This window comes from Streptomyces sp. NPDC026377, from assembly GCF_055567715.1.
In genome coordinates, this window is record NZ_JBVHPV010000008.1 from 181,006 (window position 1) to 194,152 (window position 13,147).

Annotated in this window: 12 protein-coding genes; 5 read left to right on the forward strand and 7 right to left on the reverse strand. The window is 69.2% G+C overall.

Translation table 11 applies throughout. From position 1 onward, the window contains the following. Positions 1 to 32: 32 nt before the first annotated feature. Positions 33 to 1,046 (reverse strand): LacI family DNA-binding transcriptional regulator, encoded by a 1,014-nt coding sequence (locus ACZ4MU_RS18950; RefSeq protein ID WP_467877611.1) that lies wholly within the window; start codon positions 1,044 to 1,046, stop codon positions 33 to 35. 383 nt (positions 1,047 to 1,429) lie between these two features. Between ACZ4MU_RS18950 and ACZ4MU_RS18955 the strand changes: the two genes are divergently transcribed. Continuing rightward, a complete protein-coding gene (locus ACZ4MU_RS18955) occupies positions 1,430 to 2,374 on the forward strand; it encodes a glycoside hydrolase family 6 protein (protein ID WP_467877614.1) in 945 nt (314 codons plus the stop codon). 88 nt (positions 2,375 to 2,462) lie between these two features. Further along, positions 2,463 to 3,737, forward strand: a complete 1,275-nt coding sequence (locus tag ACZ4MU_RS18960; protein WP_467877616.1) for a glycoside hydrolase family 6 protein — start codon at positions 2,463 to 2,465, stop codon at positions 3,735 to 3,737. Between the two features lie 965 nt (positions 3,738 to 4,702). On the opposite strand, the gene ACZ4MU_RS18965 is transcribed toward ACZ4MU_RS18960, so the two are convergent. Both ACZ4MU_RS18965 and ACZ4MU_RS18970 read right to left on the reverse strand, forming a co-directional pair. Next, on the reverse strand, positions 4,703 to 5,188 hold the full coding sequence (locus ACZ4MU_RS18965) for a hypothetical protein (protein ID WP_467877619.1): 486 nt from the start codon (positions 5,186 to 5,188) through the stop codon (positions 4,703 to 4,705). Positions 5,189 to 5,310: 122 nt separating this feature from the next. After that, positions 5,311 to 5,868 carry a hypothetical protein gene (locus ACZ4MU_RS18970; protein WP_467877621.1) on the reverse strand — a complete coding sequence of 186 codons (558 nt, stop codon included), beginning with the start codon at positions 5,866 to 5,868 and terminating at the stop codon, positions 5,311 to 5,313. 303 nt (positions 5,869 to 6,171) lie between these two features. Between ACZ4MU_RS18970 and ACZ4MU_RS18975 the strand changes: the two genes are divergently transcribed. After that, positions 6,172 to 6,681 (forward strand): GNAT family N-acetyltransferase, encoded by a 510-nt coding sequence (locus ACZ4MU_RS18975; protein WP_467877624.1) that lies wholly within the window; start codon positions 6,172 to 6,174, stop codon positions 6,679 to 6,681. A 156-nt stretch (positions 6,682 to 6,837) separates the two neighbouring features. After that, complete coding sequence (locus ACZ4MU_RS18980) at positions 6,838 to 7,404, forward strand: GNAT family N-acetyltransferase (protein ID WP_467877966.1); 567 nt, start codon at positions 6,838 to 6,840, stop codon at positions 7,402 to 7,404. 183 nt (positions 7,405 to 7,587) lie between these two features. Here ACZ4MU_RS18980 and ACZ4MU_RS18985 read toward each other — a convergent pair whose 3' ends face one another. The 4 genes from ACZ4MU_RS18985 to ACZ4MU_RS19000 all read right to left on the reverse strand — a co-directional run bounded on the left by ACZ4MU_RS18985 (position 7,588) and on the right by ACZ4MU_RS19000 (position 11,762). Continuing rightward, positions 7,588 to 9,069 carry an MFS transporter gene (locus ACZ4MU_RS18985; RefSeq protein WP_467877626.1) on the reverse strand — a complete coding sequence of 494 codons (1,482 nt, stop codon included), beginning with the start codon at positions 9,067 to 9,069 and terminating at the stop codon, positions 7,588 to 7,590. Between the two features lie 351 nt (positions 9,070 to 9,420). Continuing rightward, a complete protein-coding gene (locus ACZ4MU_RS18990; protein WP_467877628.1) occupies positions 9,421 to 9,729 on the reverse strand; it encodes a hypothetical protein in 309 nt (102 codons plus the stop codon). A gap of 66 nt (positions 9,730 to 9,795) precedes the next feature. Beyond that, positions 9,796 to 11,454: a catalase gene (locus ACZ4MU_RS18995; RefSeq protein WP_467877631.1), complete on the reverse strand. Its 1,659-nt coding sequence runs from the start codon at positions 11,452 to 11,454 to the stop codon at positions 9,796 to 9,798. 140 nt (positions 11,455 to 11,594) lie between these two features. Further along, a complete protein-coding gene (locus ACZ4MU_RS19000) occupies positions 11,595 to 11,762 on the reverse strand; it encodes a hypothetical protein (protein ID WP_467877634.1) in 168 nt (55 codons plus the stop codon). Positions 11,763 to 12,266: 504 nt separating this feature from the next. Between ACZ4MU_RS19000 and ACZ4MU_RS19005 the strand changes: the two genes are divergently transcribed. Continuing rightward, positions 12,267 to 13,085, forward strand: coding sequence for an HD domain-containing protein (locus ACZ4MU_RS19005; RefSeq protein WP_467877636.1), 819 nt, complete (start codon positions 12,267 to 12,269; stop codon positions 13,083 to 13,085). Positions 13,086 to 13,147: the final 62 nt, after the last annotated feature.

Here is a 13,147-nt window from a genome sequence, read left to right on the forward strand (position 1 = left end):
CGAATCGGTGGCCATGAGGCCCGATCGAGCCGTCAGGCGCTGGAGCGTACAACCAAGCGGGTCGGAAGGATGAGCGGCGTGGGGTCCTGCCTGTTGACGAGCGCGACGAGCATGCGCGCCGTCTCCCGCCCCAAGGCCTCTATGGGCTGATGGACGGTGGTGAGCGGCGGATCGGTGATCCGGGCGATCGCCAGATCGTCGAAGCCCACCACGGCGACGTCCGCGGGGACCCTTCGGCCGGCCTCCCGCAACGTGCGCAGCACGCCCGCCGCCATGTTGTCGTTGGCGGCGAACACCCCGTCCACACCGGGACGGCAGACCAGCAGGCCAGCCATGGCTGCGGCTCCGCTGGACTCGGTGAAGTCACCCTCCCACGGAGGCAGCGGTTCGAGGCCGGCACCCAGCATGGCGTCCCGGTAGCCGCAGTACCGGGCACGCCCGGCCTCGGTGTCCAGACGCCCGCAGATCGCGGCCACGCGTCTGCGGCCGCGCGCGAGCAGGTACTCGGTCGCCTCGCGCGCTCCGCCGACGTTGTCGACGTCCACGTACCACCGGGGAGCCGGGCCGACCGGGCGTCCACCGAACACGACGGGCATCTGCGCCTCGTCGGCGATACGGGAGAGCGGATCGTCCTCGCGCAGCGCCATGAGCATGACCCCGTCCGCGCCCTTGGACCGAAGGAGCTCCTCGACCCGCTTGCGGCCCCGGTCGGAAGCGGCCAGACACAGCATCAGATGCAGGTCGGCCTCCTCCAGGGCGGCCGACGCCCCCACGATCACCTGGGCGAAGAACGGGTCGGCGAAGATCGACGGATCCTCTCCCGAGATCACCAGGGCGGCGGCTCCGGTCTGTCGCGTGGCCAGAGCGCGGGCGGTCGGATTGGGGACATATCCGAGCTGTCGTACGGCCCGTTCGACCGCCTCCCGCTTGGCGCGGCTGACGTGCGGAGCGCGGTTGAGGGCCCGGGAGGCCACCGAGCGGGAGACTCCGGCGCGCTCGGCCACCTCGTCGAGCGTCGGCTGCCGGCGGGGGGTGCTTTCTGCCATGAACGACGAGCCCTTCCCCCCTCGACCCGGATGGGCAGCCTCTCAGCCCGGCCCACGCCACTGCCACCCATGGGTGGACGGGCGGGGGACCAGCAACGACCCGCGAGAGCCGGCCGGTTTGGGAGCGCTTCCAGTTGGCTGCTCGCCCGAGCATACGCACAAGTCGAGGCACGCGTCTGCGTGTTGACCCTTGACAGCTCAACTACCTCGTCACACCATACCGACCACAACCCCAACGGTTTTCCCGCACTGTTGGGAGCGCTCCCAGTGGGAGCGCTCCCAATGACCGTGTCACCGCACTCCCCCAGGCCGCATGCTCGGGACGCGAGCGTGCCGCATCCCCGTCAGGAGAACGAGGTTCGCTCATGCGCAGACTCCGCGCCATGGCCGTGGCTCTCTCAGCTCTGCCGCTGGCATTCGCCGCCGCACCGTCCGCCCACGCGGCCGACCCGACCACCATGACCAGCGGGTTCTACGTGGACCCCGACTCCAGCCCGAAGAGATGGGTGGCCGCCAACCCCGGCGACGGCCGGGCCGCCGCGATCAGCGCCTCCATCGCCAACACGCCGATGGCCCGCTGGTTCGGCTCCTGGAGCGGCTCCATCGGCACCGCCACGGGTGCCTACGTCGGAGCGGCGGACTCCCGGGACAAGCTGCCCGTCCTCGTCGCCTACAACATCTACAACCGCGACTCCTGCGGTGGGCACTCCGCCGGCGGAGCCTCCTCGCCGTCCGCCTACGCCACCTGGATCGCCCAGTTCGCCGGCGGCATCGCAGCCCGTCCGGCCGTCGTCGTCCTCGAACCGGACTCCCTCGCGGACTACGGCTGCCTGACACAGGCGCAGGTCGACGAACGCGAAGGCATGATCACCGGCGCCCTCGCCGAGTTCCACCGCCAGGCCCCCAACACCTGGGTCTATCTGGACGCCGGCAACGCGCACTGGATAGACGCGGCGACCATGGCCCGGCGCCTCCACGAAGCCGGACTGCGTCAGGCCCACGGCTTCTCGCTCAACGTCTCCAACTACTTCACCACCGCCGAGAACACCGCCTACGGCAACGCCGTCAACAGCGAACTCAGCGCCCGCTACGGCTACACCAAGCCGTTCGTCGTGGACACCAGCCGCAACGGCAACGGCTCCAACGGACAGTGGTGCAACCCCTCGGGCCGCCGCATCGGCACACCCACCCGGACGGGCGGAGGCGCCGAAATGCTGCTGTGGATCAAAACCCCCGGCGAGTCGGACGGCAACTGCGGCGTCGGAGCCGGCTCCACGGCCGGACAGTACCTCCCCGAGGTCGCCTACAAGATGATCTACGGCTACTGACCCGGACTCCCGCCACCCGCCCGGGCGGATCGGCAGTCCGCCGGGACACCAGGCGCTCCCCGCCCCGCTCACCGACCAGGAAGCAGCCATGACTCCACGCAGCCCACGGCGCCGCGCGGCCGCCCTCGCCGCGGCCCTCACCGTCTGCGCCGCTCTCACCGCGACACACGCGCAGGCCACGCCCACGCGGGAGGTGATCACCCCGGCCACGAAGTTCTACGTGGACCCGCACAGCAAGGCCGCGAAGCAGGCCTTCGTGGACTTCCGCAACGGCGACACCGAGAACGCCCTGAACATGGCCAAGCTCGCCGGCTGGCCGCAGGCCCAGTGGTTCACCGAGGGCACACCCGCCGAGGTGCGCTCGAAGGTGAGCGGGCTCGTTCGCCGCGCCCGGGCGGTCAACCGGACCCCCGTCCTGGTCGCCTACAACATCCCGGGCCGGGACTGCGCACAGTACTCCAGCGGCGGCGCCGCATCCTCGGCCGCCTACCGGCAGTGGATCGACGCCTTCGCCGCCGCCCTCGGTGACAGCAAAGCGGTGGTCGTCGTGGAACCCGACGGCACGGCCCTCCTCCCCCGGGAATGCGGGCCCACCGTGGACCCGACCGGTGAACGCACGGCCGCCCGGATCGCCGACCTCCGATACGCCGTCAGGACCCTGAAGGCCAAGCCGCGCACCGCGGTCTACCTGGACGCGGGGAACGTCCAGTGGCGTTCTGTCGGCGAGATGGCGCAGCGGCTGCTGGACGCCGGGGTCCGCGACGGTGACGGCTTCGCGCTGAACGTCTCCAACTACCACCCCACCGACCACAACGCCCGGTACGGCGCCTGGACGGCGAAGTGCATGTGGTTCGCCACCGAGGGACCCGAGCAGGCACGCGGCCACACCGACTGGTGCGCCGGCCAGTACTACTCCTCCGCCGCCCCCAACGACGGCGTCCCCGGCAACTCCGTCTCCTCCACCGACCCCACCACCTGGCGGTGGACCGACGCCTGGTTCGACCAGAACGTGGGCACCCCGCCCGCCGACAAGCTGCGCCACTTCGTCATCGACACCGGCCGCAACGGCCTGGGCGCCTGGGCCCCGGAGCCGGGCAAGTACAGCGGAGACCCGGAGCCCTGGTGCAACGCCCCCGGCCGTGGGCTCGGCCCGCGCCCCACCGCCAACACCGGCGTCCCCCTCGTCGACGCCTACCTGTGGATCAAGATCCCCGGCGAGTCCGACGGCAGCTGCACACGGAACACCGGCGGCACGATCGACCCCGAGTACGGCGTCGTCGACCCGCCCGCGGGCACCTGGTGGCCCGACCAGGTCCACACGCTGGCTCGCAACGCGGCACCACGCCTCACCTTCGGCCGCTGACCCTCAGCCGGGCACCCTCTTGCGACGCGCCCGGCCACGAGCTTCCGCTCACCCACCGCAGGCGTCACCGATCCGAAGGATCGGTTCGCAACGGTGAGAGCCGAGCACGTGGTGCGGGCCGTCCCGGCAACCGACGCACTGTCACGGCGAAAGCAGAGCCGTTGACGGGTTCAGGCAGCCGACGAGGTCATTGCACCGTCCGGCTGAGGACGGCAGAAGCGCGTCGGCAGGACTGCGTGGCTCGCCATCCCGTACCCCCCCGGCACACGCCGCCGACAAGGCTCACTCAGACATGGCGCCGTCGCCTGACAACGGTGTAACCGATACCGGCGGCCGCAGTCACCAAGGCCACGCCTGCGCCGATCTCAAGCTTCTCGGGGCCGGTCCCTGACGTACTCCCCATCCCGCCCTGGACGCCGCGCTGAGGTATCGCGCTCGGGCTCACAGGCGTAGGCGTGGTCACGGCAGTGCCCCTCCTGGGCAGTGCTTCACAGGCGATTCCGTCGTCGGGGCCCTGGTCCTCGTCCAGCCGGTTGGGATCGCTGCGGTCCCTGTCGAAGACAGCTTGCGCTTCCTCCTGGAAGTGGAAGTCAATGCAGTCGAGATCTCTCTGCGCGTAGGCGGTCCCGCACAATGGGGCACAGGAAGCGAAAGCCAGCACTATGCAGGCTGCGGCAGCACGACGATCCATACGAGCCTCCTCACGATCCCCGAGAGGGTCGCTTCGACGCTAGGAGCCCTGCCGTGCACACGCGTCAAGAGGCAGACCGAATGGGTGAAACAGCGACACCCCGCCCCAGCGGAACGGGCTCCATCGCCACGCGACTCAGCAGCATCGGGGCATCCGCGCCGGGCGCGGGAGGCACACCCGAAATGGCGCCGCGTTCGCCCTCACCACAGGCGTGAGGACTGTGGGACAAGGCAGACGGGTGGGCGATCCTCCTGACGCCCGGCACGCGCTGCGGTCACGTGCTCAGCAGACGGTTGAAGAACGACCGGTACTGCTGAAGTGCGACGCGGAGATCCTCGGTTGGCACCTCCTCACCGCTGTGCCACTGGTTTTCCAGGTCGCGCTTGTGTGCCGAGAAGGTGGTGGCGAGTGCCTGCATCGTCTCGGCGACCAACTGGTCGGCCGCGTTGACGGAATCCTTGGGGTCGTCGACGAACTGGCTCTGGATCTGCTGCCACCTGGCACGGAACTCCTCCTGGTCCGCGCCCAGCAGTGGTTCGTCCTCCCCGGACAGCTCCGAGTCCCCGCGTCCGACGTCGGATGGCTGCCCGGCATCATCCCGGCGGTCGTCCCGGTCGGCCGTGGCCTCTCCGGGGTACGCCGGTGGGTTGTCAGCGGACCCTGTCGCCTCGCTCTCGCTCCCCTGCCGTCCGGTACCGGCCAGGTCCTCCGTGGACAGAGCGCCACCGTCATCGGGTCGGGGTATCTCCGTGTTGCTCATCTCTGCACGTCCATCCGTATGTCTCGCGGTCCCGCCGTCGGTCCCGCGTCCTCACCGGTGTCCGCCGGGCCGAAACCCGGTCCGGGTCGAAACCCGGCGCCCACCTGGCACCGTGCGCGAGCTCATGCCGCGCCCCTGCCTGGCTGGTCTCCGTTGTAAAGCAGTTCCTCGAACAGCGCGCGATAGTGCACCATCGCGCCGCGCAGCTCCTCCGTGGTGGCCTGATGGCGGCTACTGCGTTCGTTGACTTCATGGGCGGCGCGGTAGTGCTCCAGGGTCTCCCCGTGCTCGACCGACAGGTCCTTGAGCTGCTGCTCATACCCTTCAGTCGGGTAACCGCGCTCGGCCATGAGCGACGTCACGAGCCGGTCGGCGTCGTGGACGGCGCCGTCGGGCTGGTCGACGAACTGCTCCTGCACACGAGCCCAGTCCTGGGAGTAGCGTTCGCGGGCAGGCGCCGGCAGCGGCTTGATGTTCAGCGCGTCGTGACGCTCCTCGCGCTCACGCAGCTCCTGCTCACCGGCCCTACGGCTGTCCTGCGCCTCTACGGTGCGCTCGTACTCCGGGCCGAAACGCTCTTGCAGCCTGCGGCGACGCGCCGTGACCATGCGCGCTGCCACCGCGCACGCGATGAGCACCAGCACGACGGCGACGATGATGATGACGACAGTGACGGACATCGAGTCCTCCGCTCGTTGACCGGCCCGGCGTACTACAGCCCTCCGGGTCCGCAGCCCTCCAAGTCCGGCCGGACTGTCCAGGTACCGGAGCCCCGCAGCCGCGCAAAGGCGTGCTGGGCCAGGAGAGTCGTGTTGCCTACGGCTCCGACAGCTGTACGGCAGTCACGTCCGATCCATGCGGACGTTCCGCCTCCGTTTACCATCGTCCTCCTTGTCGCCCCCTCCGACAAGGAGGACGAGCCATGATGTGCACCGGCACCAAATGGTTCGCGGATCATCGGTGTGGTTCGTAGCCTGGCCTCCATGATCACCTTTGGGCTGTCTGACCGAGCGGGACGCCGTGTCGCCCTGCACGATGTGAACGACGAGAACTGGCGCGCTGTCGCGGACATCGCTCCCCTGGACGACCAGCGCCGATACGTGCCCGCGTTGGCGGCTCGCTACCTGCTCCTGTCTTCCCGGGAAGGTGTCTGGCATTCGCTGGCGGTCTGCGCCGACGACACCGTGGTGGGGCACATCATGTGGGGCCGTGACGAAGACGGCTCGTACTGGCTCGGGGGCATGGTGATCGACGGCACCGAGCAGGGCAAAGGCCTCGGCAGAGCGGCGGTGCGCACCCTCATGGACTGGCTGGCGCAACGGGAGGACTGCCGTGAATTCCGGCTGTCGTACCACCCGGACAACACCGTGGCCGCACGGCTGTACGCCTCCGTCGGTTTCCAGCCGACGGCAGCTGTCTCCGGTGACGAAATCGTTGCCACGCTGCCTGTGCCTGACGACCGTCCGAACGTCATGCGTCACCCATCGCCCTGACGGCAGGAGAACGATGACGGATCGGGTCGGGCCGGGGTGCTCGTGATTGCGGCCTGGACTTCGAATGGCGCCGTTCCCCGTGGAACGCCTCCCCCAGCGTCGGCTTGCCCGCAATATCCGGTGGCGAGCACAGCCACCGTTGGTGATGATCGCGGCATGCCTGTCTTCCTGGAAACCGAACACCTGGTGCTGCGCCCGTTCGCCGACACCGACGCCGACGCCGACCGCCTTTTCGCCCTGGACAACGACCCTGACGTCATGCGCTTCATCAACGGCGGCCGGCCGGTGAGCCGCGAGGCGATCCGGACGCACACCCTGCCGAGGCTTCTGCACGACTATCCATGCATGGCCAACCGTGGATTCTGGGCCGCTGACGAGAAGAGCACCGGCACCTTCCTGGGCTGGTTCGAGTTCCGCCCCCTCGACGACCGCAGCCCCGCTGTCGTCGAGCTCGGCTACCGGCTGAACAAGGCCGCCTGGGGCAAGGGGTATGCCACGCAGGGATCACGCGCCCTGATCGACAAAGGTTTCACCGACCTCGGGGTGGAGCGGGTCACCGCGAACACGATGGCCGTGAACACCGGCTCCCGGCGCGTGATGGAGAAGGCGGGCCTGTCATTCCTCCGGAGCTTCACCGGGGACTGGCCCGAGAAGATCCCGGGATCCGAGCATGGCGAGGTCGAGTACGAACTGCTCCGGGCCGATTGGGAGCAGCGACGGTAGCCGTTGTCTGAGCAGCCCGAGCCCCCCGGCCTACCCATCCGCTGCGAACGGTCGCGAACGGTTCCCGAACGATCCACAGCTCGCGAGTCTCGCTGGGTCCTGTGTCCGAGGCTTCCGTCCCCCGGCGGTGTTGCGGGTTGCGGAAGCGTGGGCGCGGGGCCGGGGGCCGGGGGCCGGGGCGGCTCAGTCGGCCTGGCCGTCCGCCCGCTTGGGCAGGCAGAACATCAGCGCTCCCATCACCGCGAAGGCACCGCAGACCCACCAGAACACTCCGGCGAACGCCTCCCGGTTGACGGCGCTGTCGTGTGAGTCACCGGTGACGGAGAAGAACACGAGAGCGGTCAACGCGGTGCCGAGGGCTATGCCCAGATGGATGGCGGTGTTGAACAGGCCTGAGGCGGAACCGGCTGTCTCATCGGGGACGCGGGCGAGCGCCATGTCGGCGATGGGCCCGCCGACCATGCCCAGGCCGAAGCCGAGCAGCATGACAGGGGCCGTCATCACCAGAAGGGTCGGATCGGCCTGTCGGCTGCTGACCTGGAGCCCGTATGCGGCCATCGAGGCCACCGCGATCAGGACTCCGGCCTGGGGCAGACGCCGCCCGAACCGGCCGGCGCTCTTCATCGCGACCATCGCACCGGCCAGCTCGCCGAGAGCGAGCAGGACGAAGGCCGCGGCTGCCTGGAGGGCGCTCATGGTCAGGCCGCGCTGCAAGTACAACGTCCAGGTCGTGAAGAACAGGCCGCACACCAGGCCGAGCACCAGCTGCGCGGAGAGGCCCCCGGAGAACTGCTTGTCCCGGAAGAGGGACAGCACCACGAGCGGTGCGTCATCCTTCCTGCGACGCTGATGGCTCAGAAAGACTCCGAGTACGAGCAGCCCCCCGGCGAGCATGGCGAAGCACCACAGCGGCCAGTGGTGGGCATGGCCCTCGGTCAGCGGGAAGATGATCAGGAACACGGCCAGTGCGGACAGCAGCATCCCTGCGAGGTCCACGCGGCCGGCATCGTCTGCGGTCGACTCGGAGACGAACCTCCGTCCGAGGATGATCACGGTGAGGCCGACGGGCACGTTGATCAGGAAGATCGGCCGCCAGGACAGTCCGAACAGGTCCAGCTCGGTGAGCACGCCGCCCAGAACCGGTCCCAGTACGGAGGCCAGCGACAGGACGGCCCCGTACAGACCGAAGGCCCGGCTGCGGTTCTCACCGTCGAAGGTGACGTGGAGGGTGGCCAGGACCTGCGGGATCATGACGGCGACGCCGGCCCCCTGGAGTACGCGGGCGGCGATCAGCACACCGGGGCCGGTGGCGAGGCCGCACAGCAGCGAGGCGAGGGTGAACACGGTGGTACCGAGGAGGAGCATCTTGCGCCGGCCATGGATGTCACCGAGCCGTCCGCCGATGATCAGTCCGACGGCGACGGCCAGCGAGTATCCGGCGGTCAGCCACTGCACCGCGGCCGGTCCGGCGCCGGTCGACTCCTGGATGGCGGGCAGGGCCGTGAGGACGACCGACTGATCGAGGATGTCCATGAGCTCGGCGACCAGAACGACCACGAGGGCGATCCGGGCGGTCCGGGGCATCGCTGACGACCGACCCGATGGGGCATCGGCCGAGGGATCGGCCGGGCGCTTGGGCTCGTTGTCGAGCACGGGGGAAACCACGGTGGGGCTCCTGGTTCAGGGAAGTTCGAGGAACCGGGGAGCTCGCCGTCAGCCGCGCTGGGGTCGATGAACACGCATCCCGGGGCAGTCGGCAGAGCCGCACCCGGAAAATGGCAGGGAAACGCGGGGGTGGGTGACGCAACTCAGGCCGGCGCGACGTCCGCCCCCGGACACGTTCGAAGAACTCAGAACGCGGGGAAACGCGGACGGCTACATGGCCTGGGGATACAAGTTCACCTCAAGATCGCGGAAAGGGATTCCGAACACTGGCGCCGATGTGTCGGGCGCGGGAACCCGTCCACGGTACGACACCCCACCGGCCCCGCGCACCTGAGATATCGCGACCTGCGGTCACGGGCGGGGGTTCGTGCGCCGCCAAGGCGGCCGGGCTCCCGCCCGCCCGCGCCCGGCGACGGAAGCGCACCTCGGACAGAGCCGCTGTACGCGGTCCGCCGCGCCGCCGGACTCGGGGATGGCGTCCGCCCACGTGACGTGTGGGAAGCGGGTGAGCCGGGACCGGCTGAGGGAGAGCCCGCATACGGTCTCGTTGCGGCCCGGCTCCCAGGCATGCACCTCACCTGCCGGTAGGCGTCGGCGCCCCTCCTCCTCGTCCACCCACTGCCCGGAGGCCGCCACCGTATAGCTCCTACGCGGAGCCATGGTCCGCGTCACCGGTTCCCGCTACCGACGCCATCGCCGCATTCCTCTCGTGCTCGGAACCGGTTCTCAGCGCGTGACGACGTGCCGCTCGTCGGGGACGCAGTGGGTCATGGTCAGGCCCTCGACGTCGCGCGGCGGGTTCTCGCCCAGGTTCGCCAGGCGTTTGCGGTCCTCATCGGTCAGGTCCTGGCCCGCCAGCGGCTGAAGGTGGGCGACATCCCGTGGTCCGATGCCGAGTCCCTCGCCGATCTTGAGACCGAGTTCGTTCTCGACGAGCAGGAAGTGCCAGACCATCCGCTCCTGGACCGGCCGGTCGCACTGGGACAGCATGCCGGTCAGATTCCGTACGAGGTCCTCGCGCTCCCACTGCTCCATCAGGAGGTAGCGCTGCCCGGCCTGAAGGTAGTCGTTGGTGCGCGGGATGCGCTTGCGCGTCAGCCGGCCCCGGATCTCCGGGCCCGTCTCGTCATGGGTGGGGTACTGGGCCTCGCGCAGACCGCCGGTGATCGACGGCTCGTAGTTGACGAGGGGGTTCTCGCCGCCTCGGTCGACGTGGTAGGCCATCTGACCGTCACGCTGGTTGGTGCGGACGTTCGCGTTCTTGGCCTGGTTGACCGGGAGCTGCAGATAATTGGGGCCGACGCGGTAGCGCTGGGTGTCGCTGTAGGAGAAGGTGCGGCCTACCAGCATCTTGTCGTCGGAGAAGTCGAGGCCGTCGACGAGGACGCCGGTGCCGAAGGAGATCTGCTCGTTCTCGGCGAAGAAGTCCGTAGGCATCCGGTCCAGCACCATCCGGCCCACCGGCTTGGGCGGAAAGTCCTGTTCGGGCCAGGTCTTGGTGTCGTCCAGCGGATCGAAGTCCAGCTCGGGGTGGTCGTGGTCCTCCATGACCTGCACGAGCAGTTCCCACTCGGGGTGGTCCCCGCGCGCGACCGCCTCGTACAGATCCTTGGTGGCGTGCCCGAGGCCGTCGGCCTGGACGTTGGCCGCGTCCTCCTCGGTCATACTGCGTACGCCCTGCCGGGGCATCCAGTGGTACTTGACCAGCAGGGACTCGCCCTGTTCGTTGACCCACCTGTAGGTGTTGACGCCGAAGCCCTGCATGTGGCGGTAGTCGGCGGGGATGCCGCGCGGGCTGAAGAGGTTGACCAGCATGTGCATGGACTCGGGTGTCTGCGACATGAAGTCGAAGATGCGCCGCGGCTGCTGTTCGAACGTCACGGGGTCGGGCTTGAGCGCGTGGATGACGTCGGGGAACTTGATCGCGTCGCGGATGAAGAAGACACCCAGGTTGTTGCCGACCAGATCCCAGTTGCCGTCCTCGGTGTAGAACTTCACCGCGAAACCGCGGGGGTCGCGGGCGGCCTCGGAGGAGTCGCGGCCGCCGATGACGGTGGAGAAACGCACGGCGACGTCGGTGCGCTTGCCCCGCTCCTGGAAGAGCTTGGCGCGGGTGAAACGGGCGATGGGTTCGTCGCCGAAGGTGCCGTACGCCTCGAAGTAGCCGTACGCGGTCACTCCGCGGGCGTGGACGACACGCTCGGGGATGCGCTCGCGGTCGAAGTGGCTGATCTTCTCGAGGAACTGGTAGTTCTCCAGCGTCGCGGGCCCACGGGCGCCGATGGTGCGCTGGTTCTGGTTGTCGTAGACGGGATGGCCCTGCCGGTTGGTGAGCGTTTCCCGGTCGTCGTCCGGGGCGGGACCCTTGATCGATACATCGGTCACTGCGTCGACTCCTTCGGCCCGAACGCGCGCGTTCGGCTTGGATGGGTATCGGCTGCGTATCGCTGCGCAGGCGTACGGGGTGTCATCCGGACGGCTGGTGGAGCGGCCGGGCTGTACTCGCCGTGTCGGCCCGGCCCGGCTCAGCCGTCCGTGTCATCCGTGCCCTCCGCGGACTGGTCGTCGTCCCCCTCGGCCTGTGACGGAGTGGTGCGGGGCGGCTCGGCCTGCTCGTCCCGGGCCGGACCGTTTCCTTCCTCACCGGTCGCGTCACGCTCGCCCTCCGCCTGGGACGGGGTGCTCTCGCTCATCTGTCCTGCCTTCATTCGTTCACGGTCATCGCGGAGCCCCCTGAAGGACTCGTTCACACCGGCCCGTCCCCGGGCCGGGCGCCGGACCGTCCATGCGGACGCGGCCGACGCTCATGTGATCCAAGTTCCCACGCTCCTCGCACCCTCACCTCTCCATAGCGGCCAATTCGGGCCAAGGCGATGGAGAGGGACGATTGCCCTCATCCGACGACCGTGAGCCCTGGAGGGACGGCGCGTGCGTCGAGGGGCACCCTGCCCGGCGGCCGAGAGGGTGATCATGCAGGGAGACGGTCCAGCAGACGGGCCGCGCTCTCCATCGGGCGAGCAGCGGACCCCGGTCCTTCCGGGCGGCGGGCAGGCGGGCGAGCGCGGCCGCCCACCGCCTGCCGCGAAGACCCCGGCCCTGGCAGGAACCCGTAGGTTCTCGGCAATCGAGCTACTGCCGGGAAGGGCAGCACCGTTCCTACGCTTCTGGCACCCAACCCCGGCAGAAGGGCGGACCCCGTGTCTGAAAAGGTCGATGAGGCGAACACCATCACTCGGCGCAGGGCGCTGGAGCGTGGTGCCGGTATTGCCGCCGTCGGCGCAGCCTCCGCACTCGCCGCCGCCGCGCTGTCGAGTCCGCCTGCCGCCGCCGTGGGCGCGCGGACGCGGGACACCTCCTCGAGTCCTGGTGGCACCACCCTGCCGACTGTCGTGGCCGGGGTGCGCATCCCGGACAGTGAACTGGCCCGGGCCGCCACGGCATTCGCACGAAGGGTCTCCTCCGAGCCCCTCTTCAACCATGTCGTGCGGACATACCTCTACGGCTCGCTGCAGTTCGACCGGCGCGGCATCCGCTACGACCGTGAACTCGCCTTCGTAGCAGCGGTCCTGCACGATCTCGGGCTGGTGAAGGCCTATCAGACCCCCAACGAGCGCTTCGAGGTCGACGGCGCCGACGCCGCCCGGACGTTCCTGCGGGAACAGGGGATGGCGGTCGGGCGGGTGGAAGTCGTCTGGGATGCCATCGCCCTGCACACCAACACAGGGATCGCAAACCGGAAGAGGCCGGAGATCGGGATTGTGGCAGTCGGTTCGGGGCTCGACTTCACGGGGAACGGCCTCCAGCGGATCCCGTCTGACGCCCTCACCGAAATTCTTGCCGCCTTCCCCAGGGCCGGGTTCAAACAGAACGCGCTCGACAGCATCCTCTCGCTGTGCCGGACCAAGCCGATGTCGGTACTCATGCACCCCTTCGCCGAGGTCGGTCGCCGTCACCTGGCGGACTTCCGGGTACCGACCGTGGAGGATCTGCTGTTTGCCGCGCCCTTCGAAGAGTGACGGACCAGGTCGAGAACGCCTTTACGCGAGTCGCTCAAGCCTCGGAATGACATCAGTGCAGG

Excerpts from the sequence above, each read along its gene's own strand:
- ACZ4MU_RS18950 (WP_467877611.1), bottom strand. The coding sequence starts at position 1,046 with ATGGCAGAAAGCACCCCCCGCCGGCAGCCGACGCTCGACGAGGTGGCC.
- ACZ4MU_RS18965 (WP_467877619.1), bottom strand. The coding sequence starts at position 5,188 with ATGAGCAACACGGAGATACCCCGACCCGATGACGGTGGCGCTCTGTCC.
- ACZ4MU_RS19000 (WP_467877634.1), bottom strand. The coding sequence starts at position 11,762 with ATGAGCGAGAGCACCCCGTCCCAGGCGGAGGGCGAGCGTGACGCGACC.
- ACZ4MU_RS18980 (WP_467877966.1), top strand. The coding sequence starts at position 6,838 with ATGCCTGTCTTCCTGGAAACCGAACACCTGGTGCTGCGCCCGTTCGCC.
- ACZ4MU_RS18970 (WP_467877621.1), bottom strand. The coding sequence starts at position 5,868 with ATGTCCGTCACTGTCGTCATCATCATCGTCGCCGTCGTGCTGGTGCTC.
- ACZ4MU_RS18955 (WP_467877614.1), top strand. The coding sequence starts at position 1,430 with ATGGCCGTGGCTCTCTCAGCTCTGCCGCTGGCATTCGCCGCCGCACCG.
- ACZ4MU_RS18960 (WP_467877616.1), top strand. The coding sequence starts at position 2,463 with ATGACTCCACGCAGCCCACGGCGCCGCGCGGCCGCCCTCGCCGCGGCC.
- ACZ4MU_RS18990 (WP_467877628.1), bottom strand. The coding sequence starts at position 9,729 with ATGGCTCCGCGTAGGAGCTATACGGTGGCGGCCTCCGGGCAGTGGGTG.
- ACZ4MU_RS18975 (WP_467877624.1), top strand. The coding sequence starts at position 6,172 with ATGATCACCTTTGGGCTGTCTGACCGAGCGGGACGCCGTGTCGCCCTG.